Raw genomic sequence first — 15,732 nt, forward strand, 5'->3', positions numbered from 1 at the left:
CCACAGAGGCACAGAGGGCACAGAGGAGAGAGGGAACCACAGAGGCACAGAGGGCACAGAGGAGAGAGGGGAGACAGGAAGAGAGTAGAATCCTTCTCTCTTCTCCCCTCTGTGCCCTCTGTGCCTCTGTGGTTCCTCTTCTTCCTCATCATCAATCAGCGACAAGGATGCAGCCACGCGGTAGCTTTCCAGACGATATCACCTCGTCGACAAGGACCGTGTAATGGTCGTTCTGCCAGACCGGCCTCGGCGCGGGGGCGAGCTTCGGCGTGGGCGAGAGGCGACCCGGCATGTCGGCTCACCGCGGTCCGGGGAGCGCGGGCGCGGAACGGGGCCGCGCGTCGTCCATGGCGCGGCGGCGCATCAGGAACGGCGCGTGGACCTGGTCGTCCTTGTAGTTCGAGCAGAGCACGTACATCGCGATGTTGACCGCGAGGCGGAACGCGCGCTCGCGCTGCGCCTCGCCCCCGGGCGTGACCTCGACGCTCGGGCCGCCGCCATCGGAGCGGGCCAGCGCGCCGGCGAGATCGTGGTCGGAGAAGATCACCTGCGGCAGGCCGCCGCGCACGATCGCCGAGAGCTTCGTCGGCCCCTCGACGCGGCCGACGGCGCGCGGGAGGAGGTAAAACGAGCGGAAGACGACGTTCTCCGTGCCGATCGGGATCGGCGAGCCCTCCGGCAGGACGCGGGCGAGCTCGCGCCGCGCGGCGCGGCCGAACGCGCCGCTCCCCGGGGCGAAGTCGTCGACGAAAAGGACGCCGCCGAGCGCGAGGAAGCGGCGCAGGCCGAAGACTTCGCGCTCGGTGAGCGGCGGGATGTCGCCCTCGCCGCCCCAGAGCGCGAACGGCTCGGCGAGCAGCGCCGGGTCGTCGGCGCGCACCGTCGTCGGGCTGCGGCGCGCGGGCGCGCTCGTGCGGCGCTCCAGCTCGAACGACCAGCGCGCCGGCGCCGTGGCGCGCACGCCCTCCCAGCGCGCGTTGCCCGTGAGCAGCGGGCGCGGGTTCCACGCCCCCTCCTCGCCGAACGCGCGCACGGGGCGCGGGATCGCCGAGAGGAGCAGCGCCGCGACAACGACGAGCGCCGCGGCGCCGAGGCGGCGCGGCCGGAAGGCCAACGCGGCGCCGGGGCCGCGCGGCCGGAGCGCGCTCGCGCGGCCAACCCAGAGGTTCAATCGAAGTCCTCGACCCGCCATACGCCCGCCTCGCGCCGGAGCTTCACCTCGTGCCCGCCAGGGATCTGAACCGTCGCCGTGTCGCCGGCAATCTTGACCTCGAGGCCCTCGGGCTGCTCGAGCCCCTCGACGAGGGAGCGGAGGTCGCTCTCGATGGCGCTGCGCGTGGCCGGCGTGAGCACGCGCAGCAGGCCGGCGTAGCTGCGGCGCGCGAGGACGCGGCGGAGCTGCTCCAGAGCCTGCTCGGGGGTGCGGCCGCCCGCGGGCAGCGCGTCGGCGGCCGAGATCCGGAAGGCGCGCTCGCGGTCGTCAAGCTCGAGCGTCGCGATCTCGCCGTCGGGGTAGCGGACGCGGGCGCGCGTCTTGATGACGACCCCGGGCGCCGTGACGCTCCGGGCCTGCTCGGCCAGCTCGGCGCGCGCCTCGGCCACGCGCCGCCGCACCTCGTCGCGCGACATCGCGGTGCGGCTGCGCTCGCTGAGCATTCCGTAGATGGCGTCGGCGTCGCCGCGCGCCGCCGCGTCGGCGTAGGCCCGCACCGCCTCCTTCGGGTCGGGGAGCGAGGACGACGCGCACGCGAGGCCGGTGAGCGGCACGAGGAGCGCGAGCAGCGAGGTGAGGGCGCGCGGCACGGCCCCGAGCGTAGTACATCGGCGGCAGCGCGTCCCAGCGCCGTGGAGGCGCGCGGCGAGCAGCGAGGGGCCCGGCCGTGGTAAGGCGGCTCCGCCGCAGGGCGGCTCCTCCCGCGCGTCGGCGACCTCCACGACCCGAAGCGACCCGAAGAACCATCGCCGCATGACCGACGTCGCTGGGAAGCTCTGGGGGTTCTGCCACACGCTCCGCCACGACGGCATCGACCACGGGGACGACATCGAGCAGATCACGTACCTGCTCTTCCTGAAGATGGCCGCCGAGCGGGGCCTCGACCTCTCGCGCGTCGAGCGCAGGACGCCCGACGGCGCTGTCGAGGCGGCCGGCTGCTCCTGGCCTGCGCTGCGCGCGGCCAGCGGGCAGGCGCTGCTCGACCGCCACGCCGAGGTCCTCCGGGCTCTCGACGCGGCGCCCGCCGTGCTCGGGGAGATCTACGTCGGGGATCATCGACTCGGTCGACGGTTACCTGTTCGAGGGAGACTACCTGCTCATCGCCGAGGACGGCGCGAACCTGCTGTCGAGGACCAGCGCGGTGGCGTTCCCGGCGCGCGGGAGGCTCTGGGTGAACAACCACGCTCACGTCGTCCAGCCGAAGGCCGGGGTGGCGCTCGGACACCTCGAGATGCTCCTCAACGCCGGCGCGGCCCTAGGCGCTCGCCTTGCGCGCTCCGAGCGCCATCATGGCGTCCCAGAACATCTTTTCATAGGCCTGAAAGAGCCTCGTCGTGCGGCGGATCGCCCGGGGCTCCACGCCGCGGTCGAGCCCGTCCTGCACGATCGCGATCGCGGTGTCCTCGAACGAGGGCAGCGCCGCGAACGCGTCCAGAAAGGCGGTGTGCTCCGCGCCGAAGCCGTACCGCTCGCGGAGCGCTCTCGCCATCCTGCCGCAGTTGAACCCCCAGGCAGGGAAGTTGATGAGCAGGGCGCACGCGATCTCGGCCGCAGAGGCGTTGGCCGCCGCCCAGGCCATCTGCGTGGCGTAGGCGAACCCCTCCGGGGTGACCTCGTACCGGTCGAGATCGTCCCTTGTCATGCCGAGCTTCTGGCCCATGGCGGCGATCCCGCCCGGCGCCGCGAGCTCGCCTTGGAGGACGCCGCTCCAGAAATCGCGCCAGGGCGTGTCCGCAAAGCGCTGGAGCATCATCGCCATCGAGCGCAGATCGCTGAGCGCCACGTGGTGCTGGTGGCCCGGAAAGGCCCTCAGCCCCTCGACCGGGATCTCGCCCCGCTCGATGGCGTGCGGATAGGGGTGAGCCCTCAGCGCGTCGTCGATGCTCCGGAGCTCCTCGCGAATGTCCTTCACCAGCGCGGCCGCGGCCTTCATGGATGCCTCCTCCCGGGATGGGAGGCGCATCCTACCACCGCGCCGCCGCGGTCAGGCCCCCTCCGTCGCGTTCTCCTCCGCGCAGTAGCGCTCGACCCACGCGACGAGGCGGTCGTTGTAGAACACCCGGTGGCTCGGCTTGCCGCGCTCGGCGAGGTGGTGGTCGCCGCCGGGGAATCGGATGAACTCGACGGGCGCCTTGCCCGATCGCACGAGCGCGGCGAAGAGCTCTTCGGACTGGCCGATCGGACAGCGATGGTCGTCCTCGCCGCACAGGATCAACGTGGGTGTCGTTGCCTCGCCGGCCCAGGACACGGGCGAGAGCTTGCGGTAGAGCTCGCGCTTGTCGAACGGCTCTCCTCGCATGTCGTGCGGGTCGACGTAATAGCCGGTGTCGGACGTCCCGAAATGCGATTCGAGGTTCGCGACCGGCGCGCTCGCGACGGAGGCGCGGAAGCGCTTCGTCTTGCCGATGGCCCAGGCCGCCATGAACCCGCCGTACGACTTGCCGGCGATGGCGACGCGGTCGCCGTCGACGATGCCCTCGGCGACCAGCTCGTCGATGGCGGCGAGGTGCTCCGGGAGGTCGCGCTCGCCCCAGCGCCCCCGCAGGCGATCGGCGAAGTCCTTGCCGTACCCGCCCGAGCCGACCGGGTTGAGCGAGAGCACGGCCCAGCCGCGGGAGACCAGCACGTACCAGTACGGCCGGTACGTGAAGCCGAACTCGACGTACGCGTGCGGGCCCCCGTGCACGTTGATGAGCAGCGGCACGGGCCCGCCCCTGTGCCCCGGCGGCAGCATCAGCAGGCCGGCGTTCCTCATCCCCGAGGCCCCGCGGAACTCGCGCAGCGACACCTCGGGCCATGCGCGATCCTCGCCCCACGCCTCGTTGACGTCGATCAGGAGCTGCGCCCCCGACCCGTCCCAGCGGGCGCTCCCGAGGAGGCCGCAGAGGCGCATGGTGCTCCACAGGAACGCGAGGGTGCCGGCGGCGGGCGCCGCGCTGATCTGCGTGATCTGCCGGTCGTCGGAGAGGACCTTGCGGAGCGCGCCCCCCTCGACGGAGACGAGCGCCGCCTCCGAGGTGCTCTCGGTCGCGAGCACGACGGCGAGCTCGCGGCCGTCCGCGGACCATGCCGGGGGCATCGCCTTGCCGAGCGGGAAGTCGGCGACCTCCGTGTCCTCCGAGCTGATCATGCGCGGCTCCTGCGCGCCGGCCGCGCCGACGATCCAGACGTGCCTCCGCGAGCCGCCGTCCTCGCGCGGGCTGTAGAACGCGATCGTCCGGCCGTCGGGCGACCACGAGGGCATGGTGGCCAGCGGGCAGCTCCGCGTCACCTGCCGCAGCCCTCCGCCCGACGGCTCGATCACCCAGAGGTCGCTCCGGTGGGCGTCGCGCGGGCCCGTCCGCGTCCGGCTGAACGCGACGTGGCGCCCGTCGGGTGACCACGCCGGGTCGCTCTCGTTCGCGTCGCCGCGCGTGATCTGCCGCGCCTCGCCCCCCTCGGCGGGGACGAGGAAGAGGTGCGTCGGCCGGTCCAGCACGAACCCCTCCCCGTCGCTCTTGTACAGCGCCCTCGTGACCACCCGGGGAGCCCCCGGCGACGCGCCGGAGGCGACAGGCGCCGGGAAGACGAGGGCGCTGCCGTCGGGCGACCAGGCGGGCAGACCGGCGCCGGACTCGAGATCGGTCAGCCGCCGCGCCTCGCCGCCGTCGATCCGGATCACGTGGAGCTGCGCCGGCCCGCCGCCCCTGTCCGAAAGGAAGGCGATCCGGGAAGCGTCGGGAGAGAAGCGGGGGCTCTCGTTCCTGTCCGAGCCGAACGTGATCTGCCGGGGCGCGCCGCCGCCGGCCGGGATCAGCCACAGGTTGGACACGTAGGTGTCCGCCCCGGGGTCGACCTCCTCGAGGACATAGGCGATCCAGCGGCCGTCGGGCGAGAGGACCATCTCGGAGACGAGCTTGAAGGACAGGAGGTCGTCCGGCTCGAAGCGGCGCGCAGGGCGTTGGCGCATGCGCGCAGCAAGGTGAGCCGCGAGGGGAAAAGTCAAGCCTCCGGTCGCACGAGGCGCGCTGTCGCGAGGAGGTCGCCCGGCGCCTCAGCCTGGCTGCGCGAAGAAGCGGGCGTTGATCTCCCGGTAGTGACGCCACGCGTCCGGCAGCTCGTCCTCGTCGAAGATGGCGTCCACCGGGCACTCGTTCTCGCAGGCGCCGCAGCCGATGCACGACTCCGGATCGATGTAGAGCTGGAGGCGCGCGAGCCGCGTCTTCCGCTCGCCCTCGGGGATGCGCGCGATCTCGTCGACCGGGAGCGGCCCGTGGATGCACTCCACGGGGCAGACGGAGACGCAGGCGGTGTCGCACGTGGCGACGCAGGGCTCGGCGATGACATGGGCCATGAGGGTTCCTTTCCGCGGCGCGGTCGTCGCCGCGCTCCTTCCGCTTCTTCCTCTTCGGGTTCCGGCGCTCGACGTCCGGTCGTCACCGGGGCCTCAGCACGGCGCATGCCCGCGGCCGGAGCGGCGTTTTCCGGCGCTCGCGCGACCCTTGTGCGGCCCCGGCAACGCTCCTACGGTGCCGCGCAACGCCATCTCGGTGGCCTCGCTCCTCACGATGACCGCCCCCGCCGATCGCGCCCTGCTCCTGCTCGCCGACCTCGGCGAGGCCTCGGCGCGCGCGCACACGGAGGCGACGCTCGTCCCCGCGGTCAGCGCCGTGCTCGCGCGCCACCTCCCGCTCCGGCGGCTCGATCTGCGCCGCGGCGCGGGCGCGCCGGGCGCGCCGGAGGTCCGGCGCGGCGCGGGCGGCGAGGCGGTCGCCGTCTTCGCGCTCCGCGACGCGGAGGGCGCCGTCGGCTGCGCCACGATGGCGATCGGCGAGGGCGCGGCGCTCGACCTGTCGCCAGCCCTGATCGAGGCGATCGGCCGCCTGCTCGCCGTGGCGCTCCGGCAGGTGCAGGTCCTCGGGCGCGTCGCGGCGATCGCGCGCCGCGCGCAGGGCGAGAAGCGGGCGCTCCGGGAGGAGCTCGATCGCGTCGCGCTGCCGCGGGGGGTCGTCGCGGCGAGCCCCGCGATGCGGGCGATCTTCCACGAGATGGTGCCGCTCGTCGCCCGGCAGGACACGACGGTGCTGGTGCGCGGCGAGACGGGGACGGGCAAGGAGGTGATCGCGCGCCGCGTCCACGCGCTCTCGCGCCGCGCAGAGCGGCAGTTCCTGGCGGTGAACTGCGGCGCGCTGCCCGAGGGGCTCGTCGAGAGCGCGCTCTTCGGCCACGAGCGCGGCGCGTTCACGGGCGCGGCGGCGCGGCACCTCGGGATGTTCGAGCGCGCGAGCGGCGGGACGCTGCTGCTCGACGAGGTCGGCGAGCTGCCCAGGGCCGCGCAGGCGAAGCTCCTGCGCGTGCTCCAGGAGGGCGAGGTCGAGCGCGTCGGCGGCGAGGGAACGGTGCGGGTCTCGGTGCGGGTGATCGCCGCGACGCACCGGCCGCTCGAGGACATGGTGGCGCGCGGGGCGTTCCGCGAGGACCTGTACTACCGGTTGCAGGTGTTTCCGATCGTCGTCCCCCCGCTGCGGGAGCGGCCCGAGGACCTGGAGACGCTCACGCGCGTCATCGTGGACAAGGTCGCGGCGAGCTTCGGCCGGGCGCCGCCGCGGGTGAGCGCGGCGACGATGGCGCGCCTCCGGGCGCACGACTGGCCGGGCAACGTGCGGGAGCTGGAGAACGTGATCGAGCGGTCGATGGTGATGTCGACCGGGGACGAGCTCGTCCTGTCGGCGCCGCTCTCCGCGGCGCCCCGCGCGGCCGGGCGCGTGCTGACGTACCGGGAGGCGGCGCAGCGCTGCATCGAGGAGGCGCTGCGGGCCTCGGGCGGGAAGATCTACGGGGAGGACGGCGCGGCCGCGGCGCTCGGGCTGAAGCCGACGACGCTGCAGAGCAAGATGCGGAAGCTCGGGATCCGGAGGGAGGGTGGCGAGAAGAGCTGACTCGAGGCCAGCGCATCCGGGCATCCGGCGTCGCGTGGCCCGGCGTCCTCGGTGAGGCCGCGTCAGCGCTCCGCGAGGGCGAGCCGCTCGACGGCGCGGACGCCGCGCTGCGGGGGCCAGTAGCGCGCGGCCCAGTCCACCGCCGATTCATCGGAGAGCACGCGGAAGCCGGCGCGCGCGAGGAGCTCGTGCATGGCGTCCCGGGTGAGCGGCGCGCGGATGGGCTCGCCCAGCGAGCGAAAGGAGCGCCTCATCAGGCGCTCTTTCCAGGCGGGGACAGGGTCGTCGGGGAACATCCCGTAGGTGAGCGCGATGCGGCTGCCAGGCGCCGAGAGCGCCGCCACGAGGCGCAATGTTCCCTCGACGGCGTCGCGCGAGAGGTACGGGATCACGCCCTCCCAGATCCAGAACGCGGGCTCGGCGGGCCGGAAGCCGGCCGAGAGGAGCGCGTCGTCGAGCCGGTCTCGCTCGAAGTCCACCCCGACGTGCGCGAGCCCGCCGGCCTTCAGCGACGGCGCGACCGCGCCGGGCGCCGCGGTCGCAGCGCCGCCGCCGGGGCGCGCGAGCGATGCGAGCCGCTCGACCTTGTGACGCTGCGTGGCCGGGTGATCGACCTCGAAGACCTGGACGCCCGCGAGCTCCGGGAGGCGCATCGCGCGGCTGTCCAGGCCGGCGCCGAGCACGACGAGCTGGGACGTGCCCCGCGCGACGGCCTCCCGGAGGGCGTCGTCGATCGCGCGGGTGCGGAGCGCGACGTGGTAGCTCAGGCCGAACAGGGCGCGGCCGAGCCCGTGGTGGACGGCGCGGGCGGCGGCGGGTACGCCGGCCGCCCGCGCGAGCGCGCGCGCCGGGAGCGCGAGCGGCCACGGGACGAGGCGGGCCGCGAGCGGGTCCGGCGCCACGCGGTAGGGCTCGGGCATCTCGGTGTAGAGCGCCCGCAGGGCAGCGACGAGGGAGGCGGTGAGGCTCGGGCGTTGGGCTCGCACGGGGGTGCCTTGGTTCGCTGTGTGCCGCCCGGGATCGTCCGCGGCGGAGCCGCAGCGTACATGCCACGTCGCCGGCGCGCCGTCATGGCGTCGTTCCGTCGCCGCTCGGTCGTCGCGCAGCCGTCGCGCAGCCGTCGTCCGTTACAGATCGCGGTCGCCGCCAGTTCACACGCCGCGCGTCAGCGCGCTGTCGCTGCGGAGATCCTGGCCGCAGGACGCGAGCGCGGCGCCGCATCGGATGCACCGGTTCTTGCTTACGACGCGGCCGCCCGGTGGCAGAGCCGCCGTGGCGTGTCGAGAAGTTAACGGTTGCCCTTCACGTGACGTGCAGGGCTGCATGCATCCTTCAGAGGTGTTGCGCATGAGATCGAGTCTGGCTTGCGGAGCGATATTCATCTTGCTTGCCCAGGGCATGCTGGGGTGCGGTGATGATGCGGATCCCGGTGCAACGGCGTCGTCGAGCTCCTCGGCGGGCAGTGGCGGCGGCGACGGCGGCCATGGCGGCGACGGCGGCGATGACGGCGACGGCGGCGATGACGGCGACGGCGGCCATGGCGGCGACGGCGGCCATGGCGGCAGCGGTGACGCCATCGCGTGGACGCCCTGCCCGCTCCTCACCGACGGCACCGGCGAGGACGCCGAGTGCGCCGAGATCCCCGTCCCGCTCCACTGGGACCAGCCGGAAGGCAAGGCCATCACCTTCTTCGTCAAGCGGAAGCTCGCCGCGACGCAGCCGAGCCGCGCGCAGCTCTGGCTCCTGAACGGCGGGCCGGGGGGCTCGGGCGCCGATTTCGAGCCGCTCGTGCAGGCCCTCAGCGCCATCGATCCGACGCTCGACATGTACATGCCGGATCACCGCGGCACGGGCCGCTCGAGCCGCCTCGGCTGCCCGGACGGCGAGACGCCGGAGAGCGAGGGCGGCAGCTACCTCACCGACGCCGAGCTGGCCGCCTGCCTGCCGGCGATCAAGGCCGAGCTCGGGGACGACATGAAGGGGTTCACCGTGACGAACGCCGCGCGCGACGTCGGCGAGACCATCGCGCGGACGCGCGCCCCGGGCGGCGAGGTCATGGTCTTCGGCGGCTCCTACGGATCGATCTGGGGCCACCGCTACCTCCAGCTCTACCCCGACCAGCCGACGGCCGTGTCGCTCACCGGGCTGGCCGTCAACTCGCTCCTCTCGGACATCGATCGCTGGCTCAACGACCTCGGCGAGCGGTTCATGGGCCTCTGCGGCGCCGACCCGTCCTGCTCGGACAAGCTCGGCGCCGACCCGTGGGCGACGATGACGGCGGCCCTTGAAGCGTTCGAGGAAGGCGCCTGCCCGGAGGTGGCCGCGCTCGGCTATGAGCGGCAGGTCTTCCAGGCGCTGTTCGCGCAGTTCCTCTATCAATGGGCGCCGCGGCCGCTCATCCCGGCGCTGATCTACCGGCTGGACCGGTGCTCTCCCGCCGACGTCGCCGCCTTCACCCACCTCGCGGGGGTCCTGCTCGCGCCCCTCCCCGAGCCGCTCCCGCCGCCCCTGCGGTTCAACTCCACGGTGCTCCGCAACAACATCATGCTGTCGGAGCTCTGGGCCGACCCGTCTCCGCCCGTGTCCGAGGTGCAGGAGTTCCTCGCGCAGGCCAACGTGGCCCTCGGGCTGACGGACGACGCCGCCGCGCTCCACGAGAGCTGGCCGCGCTACACCCCCGACGCGTACGCGGGGCAGTGGGCCACGACGAGCGTCCCCCTGCTGCTCCTCCACGGGGAGCTCGACTTCATCCCGAGCGCGATACCGGAGGCCGTCGAGAGTCACTTCACCGGTCCGAACCAGACCTTCGTGATGCTGCCGCGGGCCCCCCACACCCTCGGGAGCCCGACCGACGCCGAGGGCGGCTCGTGCGACATGGAGCTCCTGCTCCAGTTCATCACCGATCCCGAGGCGCCCCTCGACACGTCGTGCACGGAGCGGATCCTGCCCCTGGATTTCAGCGTCGATCCGGGCCTGAGCGCCGCCTATCTCGGCACGGAGGACGCCTGGGAGGGCGAACCGGACGCGGAGCGGCTGGCGCGCCCCGCGCCGCTTTCGCGCTCGCCCGAGCACGAGCGCGCGATGACGCGCGTCCGCGAGGCCCTGCGCGACGCGAGCAGGCGCCGCGCGCTCCCCGGGCCGCTGCTCCCCTGACCGGCTGACCGCGCGCGGATCCGCAGCGCCGCCCCGGGCCTGCTATGCTGGCCGGCGTGAACGAGACATCGCCGGAGGCTTGCATCCTCCGCTTCGAGGGAGGCGCTGCCCACGGCCCCAACGGCATCTTCGGCGCGTGGACCGTCACCGTCGACGCGACGGGGGCGCTCTCGATAGCCGGTCAGGTGCTCGGACGCGACGTGGCGCCTGGCTCCGCGCCGCTCTCGCCCGGCGAGCGGCACGCGCTCGCCAGCGCCCTCGATGGCCTCTCCTCGCTGCCTTCCCGGCGCTCGACCCGCATGGGCATCCCCGGCGAGAGCTTTCTCCACATCACCGCGACAACACCTCGAGGCCCGACGACGCTCGATCTCTGGCACCGCGAGGCGCAGACGCTGCCGCCCGTCGCGGCGCTGCTCCGCTGGATCGACGCTGTCATCAAGACCCACGCAGGCCACGACGCCGCGTTCGCCGCGTGAGCGATCGGCGCGAGATCCCGCTGCGCTGACAGCCGGCCAGTCTGCAGGCAGCCTGGCCCCGGAAGAACGGCTCCCGGGGCCCGGCGAGTTCTGCTAGAAGGAGCCGGCTGCGCCGAGCGCCCTTCGCGCCCCGGCGCGAGCGGCATGTTCTTAGATTACAGGCCTACCCACGGCGCGGCGACAGCGCGCAGCGCCGGCGAACGGGCCGATTACCCTAGAGTGTCAACATGACGTTTCATCGCGAGACCGCACGCTTCGCTCTGGTCGGGATCTCCTGCCTGGCGCTCGCCGCCGCGACGGCGGGCTGCCCTGGCAGCGCGGAGGACCCTTCGGACCCGGGGGGCGCCGGCGGCAGCGGCGCGGGGACCGGCGGCGCCTCGAGCGTGAGCTCGGGCGCGGGCACCCCCGTCTCCGGCAGCAGCAGCGGCAATCCCAGCACCAGCAGCGGCGACTCCGGCACCACCAGCACCGGCACGCCCAGCACGAGCGCCACGTCGAGCACCGGCGCCGGGACGCCGACGGGCGCGTGCCCGCCCGACGCGACGTTCTGCTCGGACTTCGAGGGAGCGGGGCTCCCCGAGGGCGCGACGTACCGCCCGTCGTACCAGGCGGCAGACGCCTTGAACAACATGGAGATCGACACGTCGACCTTCCACTCCGGCTCGAGCTCGCTGCACGTGAAGCCCGGCGGCGGCGGCTACGACTGGCGGATGCTCTCCGTCCCGGCGCCCGGGCCGAAGTTCTGGGTCCGGCTCTACGTGCGCAGCAGCGTGGATATCGGCCAGTCCGAGCACAACGCTTACTTCCAGGCGATGACGGGCAGCGGCGAGCCGAACGAGGGCCACAACGTCGAGGTCGCCGAGCAGTACTGCCAGATCGTCCTGAACCTTCATGACGACGTCGTCCTGCCCGAGGGCGGCGACTTCCGGTGCGGCAGCGGCGGCGCGAACCTCCCGAAGGACCAGTGGCACTGCATGGAGGCCTATTTCGACGGCACCCAAGGCGACGTCCAAGTCTACGCCAACGGCACCAAGATCATCGACAAGACCGGCTGGGACAAGCTCGACTTCAAGACGTTCAGCTTCGGCTACCTCGGCTTCCACGGCCCCGCGCGGTCGATGTGGTACGACGACGTCGCGGTCGCGCCGGAGCGGATCGGCTGCGTCCCCTGACGCGCCCGGGCGCCGGCGCGCCGACGGCGTCCTGGCGGCTCTCGACCCTCCTCACCCGATCGCCGCGCCCTCCAGAACAACGATCGCGTTGAGCGAGCGAGAAATGAACCGCCAAGACGCCAAGGACGCCAAGAAGAAGACAATATCTTGGCGTCCTTGGTGTCTTGGCGGTTCCAAGCTCTGCTCGCTTCAGACGGGTTCAACCCGTTTGTTGCTCTAGAAGCTGACCTGGAGGCCCATGATCCCCGCGCCCAGCGCGGGGGTCAGCGCCGCGCGCGGGCCCGCCGCCGCGGCCCGCGAGGGCAACATCAGCAGACCGGCGACGCCGACGCCGGCGCCGACGGCGAGGACCGCGAAGCCGGCATTGGAGACGTTGGCCAGCGCCTTGGCGGTGCTCAGATCGCCGCGCCGGCTCGGAGGGCAGCGGTCGTTCTCGCACACCTCCGCGAGCGCGCCGGACCGCGAGAGCGTCAGGGCCCCCGCGACAGCGCCGACCATGAGGCCGACCGCGCCGACGCTGAACCCCATCGCCATCAGCACCTTCCCGGCGCCGTCCGCCGGCGGTTCCGGCCGCTGGGGCGCCCCCGTCGCGCGCGGCGCGAGCGCCCCCGCCGGCACCCCCGCGGGCGCGGCCTGCGGCTGCGGCGCCCCAGCGGCCCGCGGCGCGGCCAGCGGCGCCCCCGTGGCCGGCGCCCCCGTGGCCGGCGCCCCCGTGGCCGGCGCCCCCGTGGCCGGCGGCGCGTCCTCCAGCGCCGGAATGGTGACGACGATCGCGGCCCGCTCGGGCGGCACATCGACCGCCGTGGACCACGCCTTCTTCCCCGGCGCCGCCGCAGCGACGCGGTGTCGGCCCGGATCAATGGGGAACGGCGCGCTCAGGGCGGCGCCGTTCAGCGGCTCGCCGTCGATCGTGAGGCGCAGGCTCGCGGGGGGCGCATCCATCCTGATCTCGATCCGCGCGAGCCGCTGCTCCAGCGCCTCGCGCCGCGCGCGCGCGAAGGCCTCGCGCTCCGCCGGGCCCTCGCGCCGCGCGACCTCCTCCACCGAGCCGAGCTCGGCCCAGGCGGTCGCGAGCTTCCCCACCTGCTCGTGACAGACGGCGAGGTTGAGGAGGGTCCCGGGCTTCGGCTCGAGGCGCTGGCTCTCCTCGAACTTGTCGCAGGCCTCGGGGTACTGCCCCCGCTTGAAGAGGTCGCGCCCCTGCCAGAAGAGCGCCTCGGCCATGGGCTTCACCGCGTCCTGGGCGCGCTGCGCGGACGCCGCGCCGGAGAGCGTGACGGCCCCGAGCAGCGCGCCGGCGCCGAGGAACAGGAGCCCTCGCCTCATCTCCATGACTCATCCACGTCGGACTCACTCCCGCTGATCGAGGATCCTGTCCACGTGGTCCTGGGTCAGCGCCGCGTCGCCCGCGTCGCCCCCCGCCGCGCCGGCGGGGCCGCTCGCCGCCGCGCCGGCGGGGCCGCTCGCCGCCGCGCCGGCGGGGCCGCTCGCCGCCGCGCCGGCGGGGCCACTCGCCGCCGCGCCGGCGGGGCCGCTCGCCGCCGCGCCGGCGGGGCCGCTCGCCGCCGCGCCGGCGGGGCCGCTCGCCGCCGCGCCGGCGGGGCCGCTGGTCGCCGCGCCGGCAGGACCGCTCGCCACCGCGCCGCCGCGCCGCAGCGCCGCCGGCAACGCCGGCAGGCTCACCTCGATCTCGCGATCTCGGTCCGGGATGAGGTGGATGCTCGCATTCTCGAAGCCCGGCTTTCTCAGGACCAGCTCGACCGGAGCGCTCCCGCGCGGCAGCGCGATCGGCTCGCTGGAGCTCCCGACCCTCCTGTCGCCGATCCAGACGCTCGCGTCCGCGGGGCGGGTCGTGAGCCGCACGGCGACCGTCTCCGCCGGCGCAGGCGGCAGCGGCTCCTTCGACGCGGCGGGCGGCGGGGAGGCCGCGGGCCCCTGGGGCGCCTCGCGCGGCGGCGACGCGGCGGGGGCGGAGGCGAGCGCCACGGCGCCCGTGCCGCCGAGCAGCCGGAGCCCCGAGGGACGGCCGACCGCCCACATCGACGTCGCCGCGAGGAGCCCCGCGGCGGCCGCGATCAGCAGCTTCCGTCGCCTCGCCGCCACCCGCGCGCCGGGCGCCTCGATCGCGGCCAGCCCGCGCATGGACGCCCGGCCGTCCGCGTCCGATCCGCGCCCCGCGCCCACGTCGCTCGCGGGCGGCCCGGACCACGGCGCCGTCGACGCGTCTCCAGCGCCCGCGGGCGGCCCGGACCACGACGCCGTCGACGCGTCTCCAGCGCCCGCGGGCGGCCCGGACCACGACGCCGTCGGCGCGTCTCCAGCGCCCGCGGGCGGCCCGGACCACGGCGCCGTCGACGCGTCTCCAGCGCTCGCGGGCGCGGGCGCGCGCTCGGTGTCCGGTACGGTGGAGCTCGGAGGCGCGCCCGACGGCTCCGACGCGGGGCCCGCGCCGGGGTCCGAACGGCGGTCTGCAGCCCAGCTCTCCCCGGTCGCCCCGGGCCCGGCCGCGATGGCGGAGTCCATCGTCAGGGTGGCCGGGTCCTCTCTTGCAAAGCTCACCCGCCCGGGGGTCCACGTCGCGCTCACGGGCCCCTCGTCGCCCGTCGCCAGCGTCATCTGCCCCGACGCCCGCGCCGCGCTCGCGGGCCCCTCGTCGCCCGTCGCCAGCGTCATCTGCCCCGACGCCCGCGCCGCGCTCGCGGGCCCCTCGTCGCCCGTCGCCAGCGTCATCTGCCCCGACGCCCGCGCCGCGCTCGCGGGCCCCTCGTCGCCCGTCGCCAGCGTCATCTGCCCCGACGCCCGCGCCGCGCTCGCGGCCGCCGCTTCGGGCTCGTCCTGCGGGCCGGTCCGCGCGAGGCCGACACGCCGCGCGACCTCCAGCAGATCGGCCACCGCCTTGCTCGCGCTCGGCGGCCTGTCGCCCGCGCGCTTCTCGAGCATCGCCAGCACCGGCAGGTCGAGCTCGCGCGGCAGGTCGGGGCAGACGCTCGACATCCGCGGCGGCGGGTCGGCGGAGTGCTTGCACATCACATCCACCGCGGACGCCCCGGTGAACAGGGGCCTTCCGGTCAGCATCCGGTGGATCATCACGCCCAGCGCGTAGATGTCCGCGGGCGGCCCGGTCCTCTGGCCGCGCGCCTGCTCGGGCGCCATGTACTGCGGCGTGCCCAGCACGACACCCGTGCTCGTCACGTGCGAGCCCTCGCTGTCCGCGAGCTTCGCGATCCCGAAGTCGAGGAGCTTCGGGAACCACGTCCCGTCGCGCTCCGCCGCGAGGAAGACGTTGTCGGGCTTCAGATCCCGGTGCGTGATCCCCGCCTCGTGGACGGCGTCGAGCGCGTCGGCGATGCCGCGCACGATGGGGACGATGGTCGGAAACGGCAGCCGCCGCCTCCGCCGGCACAGCTCGCCCAGCGTCATGCCGTCGAGCAGCTCCATCACGAAGTAGTGCCGCTGCAGCCCCGGCAGCACGCCGAAGGCGAAGATATCGATGATGTTGCGCTGGCGGATCCTGTTCACCGCGCGCGCCTCCGCGACGAACCGCGCGATCGCCTCCGGCTGGGCGGCGAACCGCCGGTTCAGCACCTTGATCGCGACCTTCTTGCCGATCAGCGGGTGCTCCCCCGCATACACCTCTCCGAACGTGCCCGCCCCGAGCTTCCGCGCGATGCGGTACTCGCCCACCATCGTGTTCGCCGCGAGGAGCGGCTCGGCGGGGAGGCACATCTCCGCGGGCAACAGCGGAGTCCCGTCCGCCGCGCACGAAGCCACGTCCTCATCGTACACCGCACCACACCGGG

General features: G+C 74.3%; 12 protein-coding genes. 4 read left to right on the forward strand and 8 right to left on the reverse strand.

Annotation, left to right across the window (positions count from 1 at the left end; genetic code table 11):
- Window positions 1–298 precede the first annotated feature (298 nt).
- From WMF24_RS29770 to WMF24_RS29790, 5 genes are all read right to left on the reverse strand, one after another.
- Entirely contained in the window at window positions 299–1,171 is an 873-nt protein-coding gene (locus WMF24_RS29770) for a DUF4159 domain-containing protein (protein WP_437730801.1), read from the reverse strand.
- Window positions 1,168–2,055 carry a hypothetical protein gene (locus tag WMF24_RS29775; RefSeq protein ID WP_437730802.1) on the reverse strand — a complete coding sequence of 296 codons (888 nt, stop codon included), beginning with the start codon at window positions 2,053–2,055 and terminating at the stop codon, window positions 1,168–1,170. The genes WMF24_RS29770 and WMF24_RS29775 overlap by 4 nt, the downstream gene beginning before the upstream one ends.
- Before the next feature lie 413 nt (window positions 2,056–2,468).
- Window positions 2,469–3,146 (reverse strand): hypothetical protein, encoded by a 678-nt coding sequence (locus WMF24_RS29780; RefSeq protein WP_437730803.1) that lies wholly within the window; start codon window positions 3,144–3,146, stop codon window positions 2,469–2,471.
- A gap of 51 nt (window positions 3,147–3,197) precedes the next feature.
- Window positions 3,198–5,162, reverse strand: coding sequence for a S9 family peptidase (locus WMF24_RS29785; protein WP_437730804.1), 1,965 nt, complete (start codon window positions 5,160–5,162; stop codon window positions 3,198–3,200).
- Between the two features lie 84 nt (window positions 5,163–5,246).
- Window positions 5,247–5,546: a 4Fe-4S dicluster domain-containing protein gene (locus WMF24_RS29790; RefSeq protein WP_437730805.1), complete on the reverse strand. Its 300-nt coding sequence runs from the start codon at window positions 5,544–5,546 to the stop codon at window positions 5,247–5,249.
- A 175-nt stretch (window positions 5,547–5,721) separates the two neighbouring features.
- On the opposite strand from WMF24_RS29790, the gene WMF24_RS29795 reads away from it, so the two are divergent.
- Complete coding sequence (locus WMF24_RS29795) at window positions 5,722–7,131, forward strand: sigma-54 interaction domain-containing protein (protein WP_437730806.1); 1,410 nt, start codon at window positions 5,722–5,724, stop codon at window positions 7,129–7,131.
- 62 nt (window positions 7,132–7,193) lie between these two features.
- Here WMF24_RS29795 and WMF24_RS29800 read toward each other — a convergent pair whose 3' ends face one another.
- Window positions 7,194–8,117 carry a class I SAM-dependent methyltransferase gene (locus tag WMF24_RS29800; protein WP_437730807.1) on the reverse strand — a complete coding sequence of 308 codons (924 nt, stop codon included), beginning with the start codon at window positions 8,115–8,117 and terminating at the stop codon, window positions 7,194–7,196.
- A 361-nt stretch (window positions 8,118–8,478) separates the two neighbouring features.
- Here WMF24_RS29800 and WMF24_RS29805 point away from each other — a divergent pair, with 361 nt between their 5' ends.
- From WMF24_RS29805 to WMF24_RS29815, 3 genes are all read left to right on the forward strand, one after another.
- The gene (locus WMF24_RS29805) at window positions 8,479–10,284 is read left to right on the forward strand and encodes an alpha/beta hydrolase (protein WP_437730808.1); all 1,806 of its coding nucleotides are present in this window, start codon (window positions 8,479–8,481) and stop codon (window positions 10,282–10,284) included.
- Between the two features lie 56 nt (window positions 10,285–10,340).
- Window positions 10,341–10,760 carry a hypothetical protein gene (locus WMF24_RS29810; RefSeq protein ID WP_437730809.1) on the forward strand — a complete coding sequence of 140 codons (420 nt, stop codon included), beginning with the start codon at window positions 10,341–10,343 and terminating at the stop codon, window positions 10,758–10,760.
- A gap of 227 nt (window positions 10,761–10,987) precedes the next feature.
- A complete protein-coding gene (locus WMF24_RS29815) occupies window positions 10,988–11,932 on the forward strand; it encodes a hypothetical protein (RefSeq protein ID WP_437730810.1) in 945 nt (314 codons plus the stop codon).
- Window positions 11,933–12,148: 216 nt separating this feature from the next.
- On the opposite strand, the gene WMF24_RS29820 is transcribed toward WMF24_RS29815, so the two are convergent.
- Both WMF24_RS29820 and WMF24_RS29825 read right to left on the reverse strand, forming a co-directional pair.
- Entirely contained in the window at window positions 12,149–13,264 is a 1,116-nt protein-coding gene (locus WMF24_RS29820; protein WP_437730811.1) for a tetratricopeptide repeat protein, read from the reverse strand.
- 18 nt (window positions 13,265–13,282) lie between these two features.
- Complete coding sequence (locus WMF24_RS29825; protein ID WP_437730812.1) at window positions 13,283–15,703, reverse strand: protein kinase domain-containing protein; 2,421 nt, start codon at window positions 15,701–15,703, stop codon at window positions 13,283–13,285.
- Window positions 15,704–15,732: the final 29 nt, after the last annotated feature.

It is taken from the genome of Sorangium sp. So ce1335, assembly GCF_051521615.1.
In the GTDB taxonomy this organism is placed as follows: Bacteria; Myxococcota_A; Polyangia; order Polyangiales; family Polyangiaceae; genus Sorangium.

Bases quoted from the DNA above. Each gene is read 5' to 3' on its own strand.
- WMF24_RS29790 (WP_437730805.1), bottom strand. From the start codon at position 5,546: ATGGCCCATGTCATCGCCGAGCCCTGCGTCGCCACGTGCGACACCGCC.
- WMF24_RS29815 (WP_437730810.1), top strand. From the start codon at position 10,988: ATGACGTTTCATCGCGAGACCGCACGCTTCGCTCTGGTCGGGATCTCC.
- WMF24_RS29820 (WP_437730811.1), bottom strand. From the start codon at position 13,264: ATGGAGATGAGGCGAGGGCTCCTGTTCCTCGGCGCCGGCGCGCTGCTC.
- WMF24_RS29785 (WP_437730804.1), bottom strand. From the start codon at position 5,162: ATGCGCCAACGCCCTGCGCGCCGCTTCGAGCCGGACGACCTCCTGTCC.
- WMF24_RS29805 (WP_437730808.1), top strand. From the start codon at position 8,479: ATGAGATCGAGTCTGGCTTGCGGAGCGATATTCATCTTGCTTGCCCAG.
- WMF24_RS29780 (WP_437730803.1), bottom strand. From the start codon at position 3,146: ATGAAGGCCGCGGCCGCGCTGGTGAAGGACATTCGCGAGGAGCTCCGG.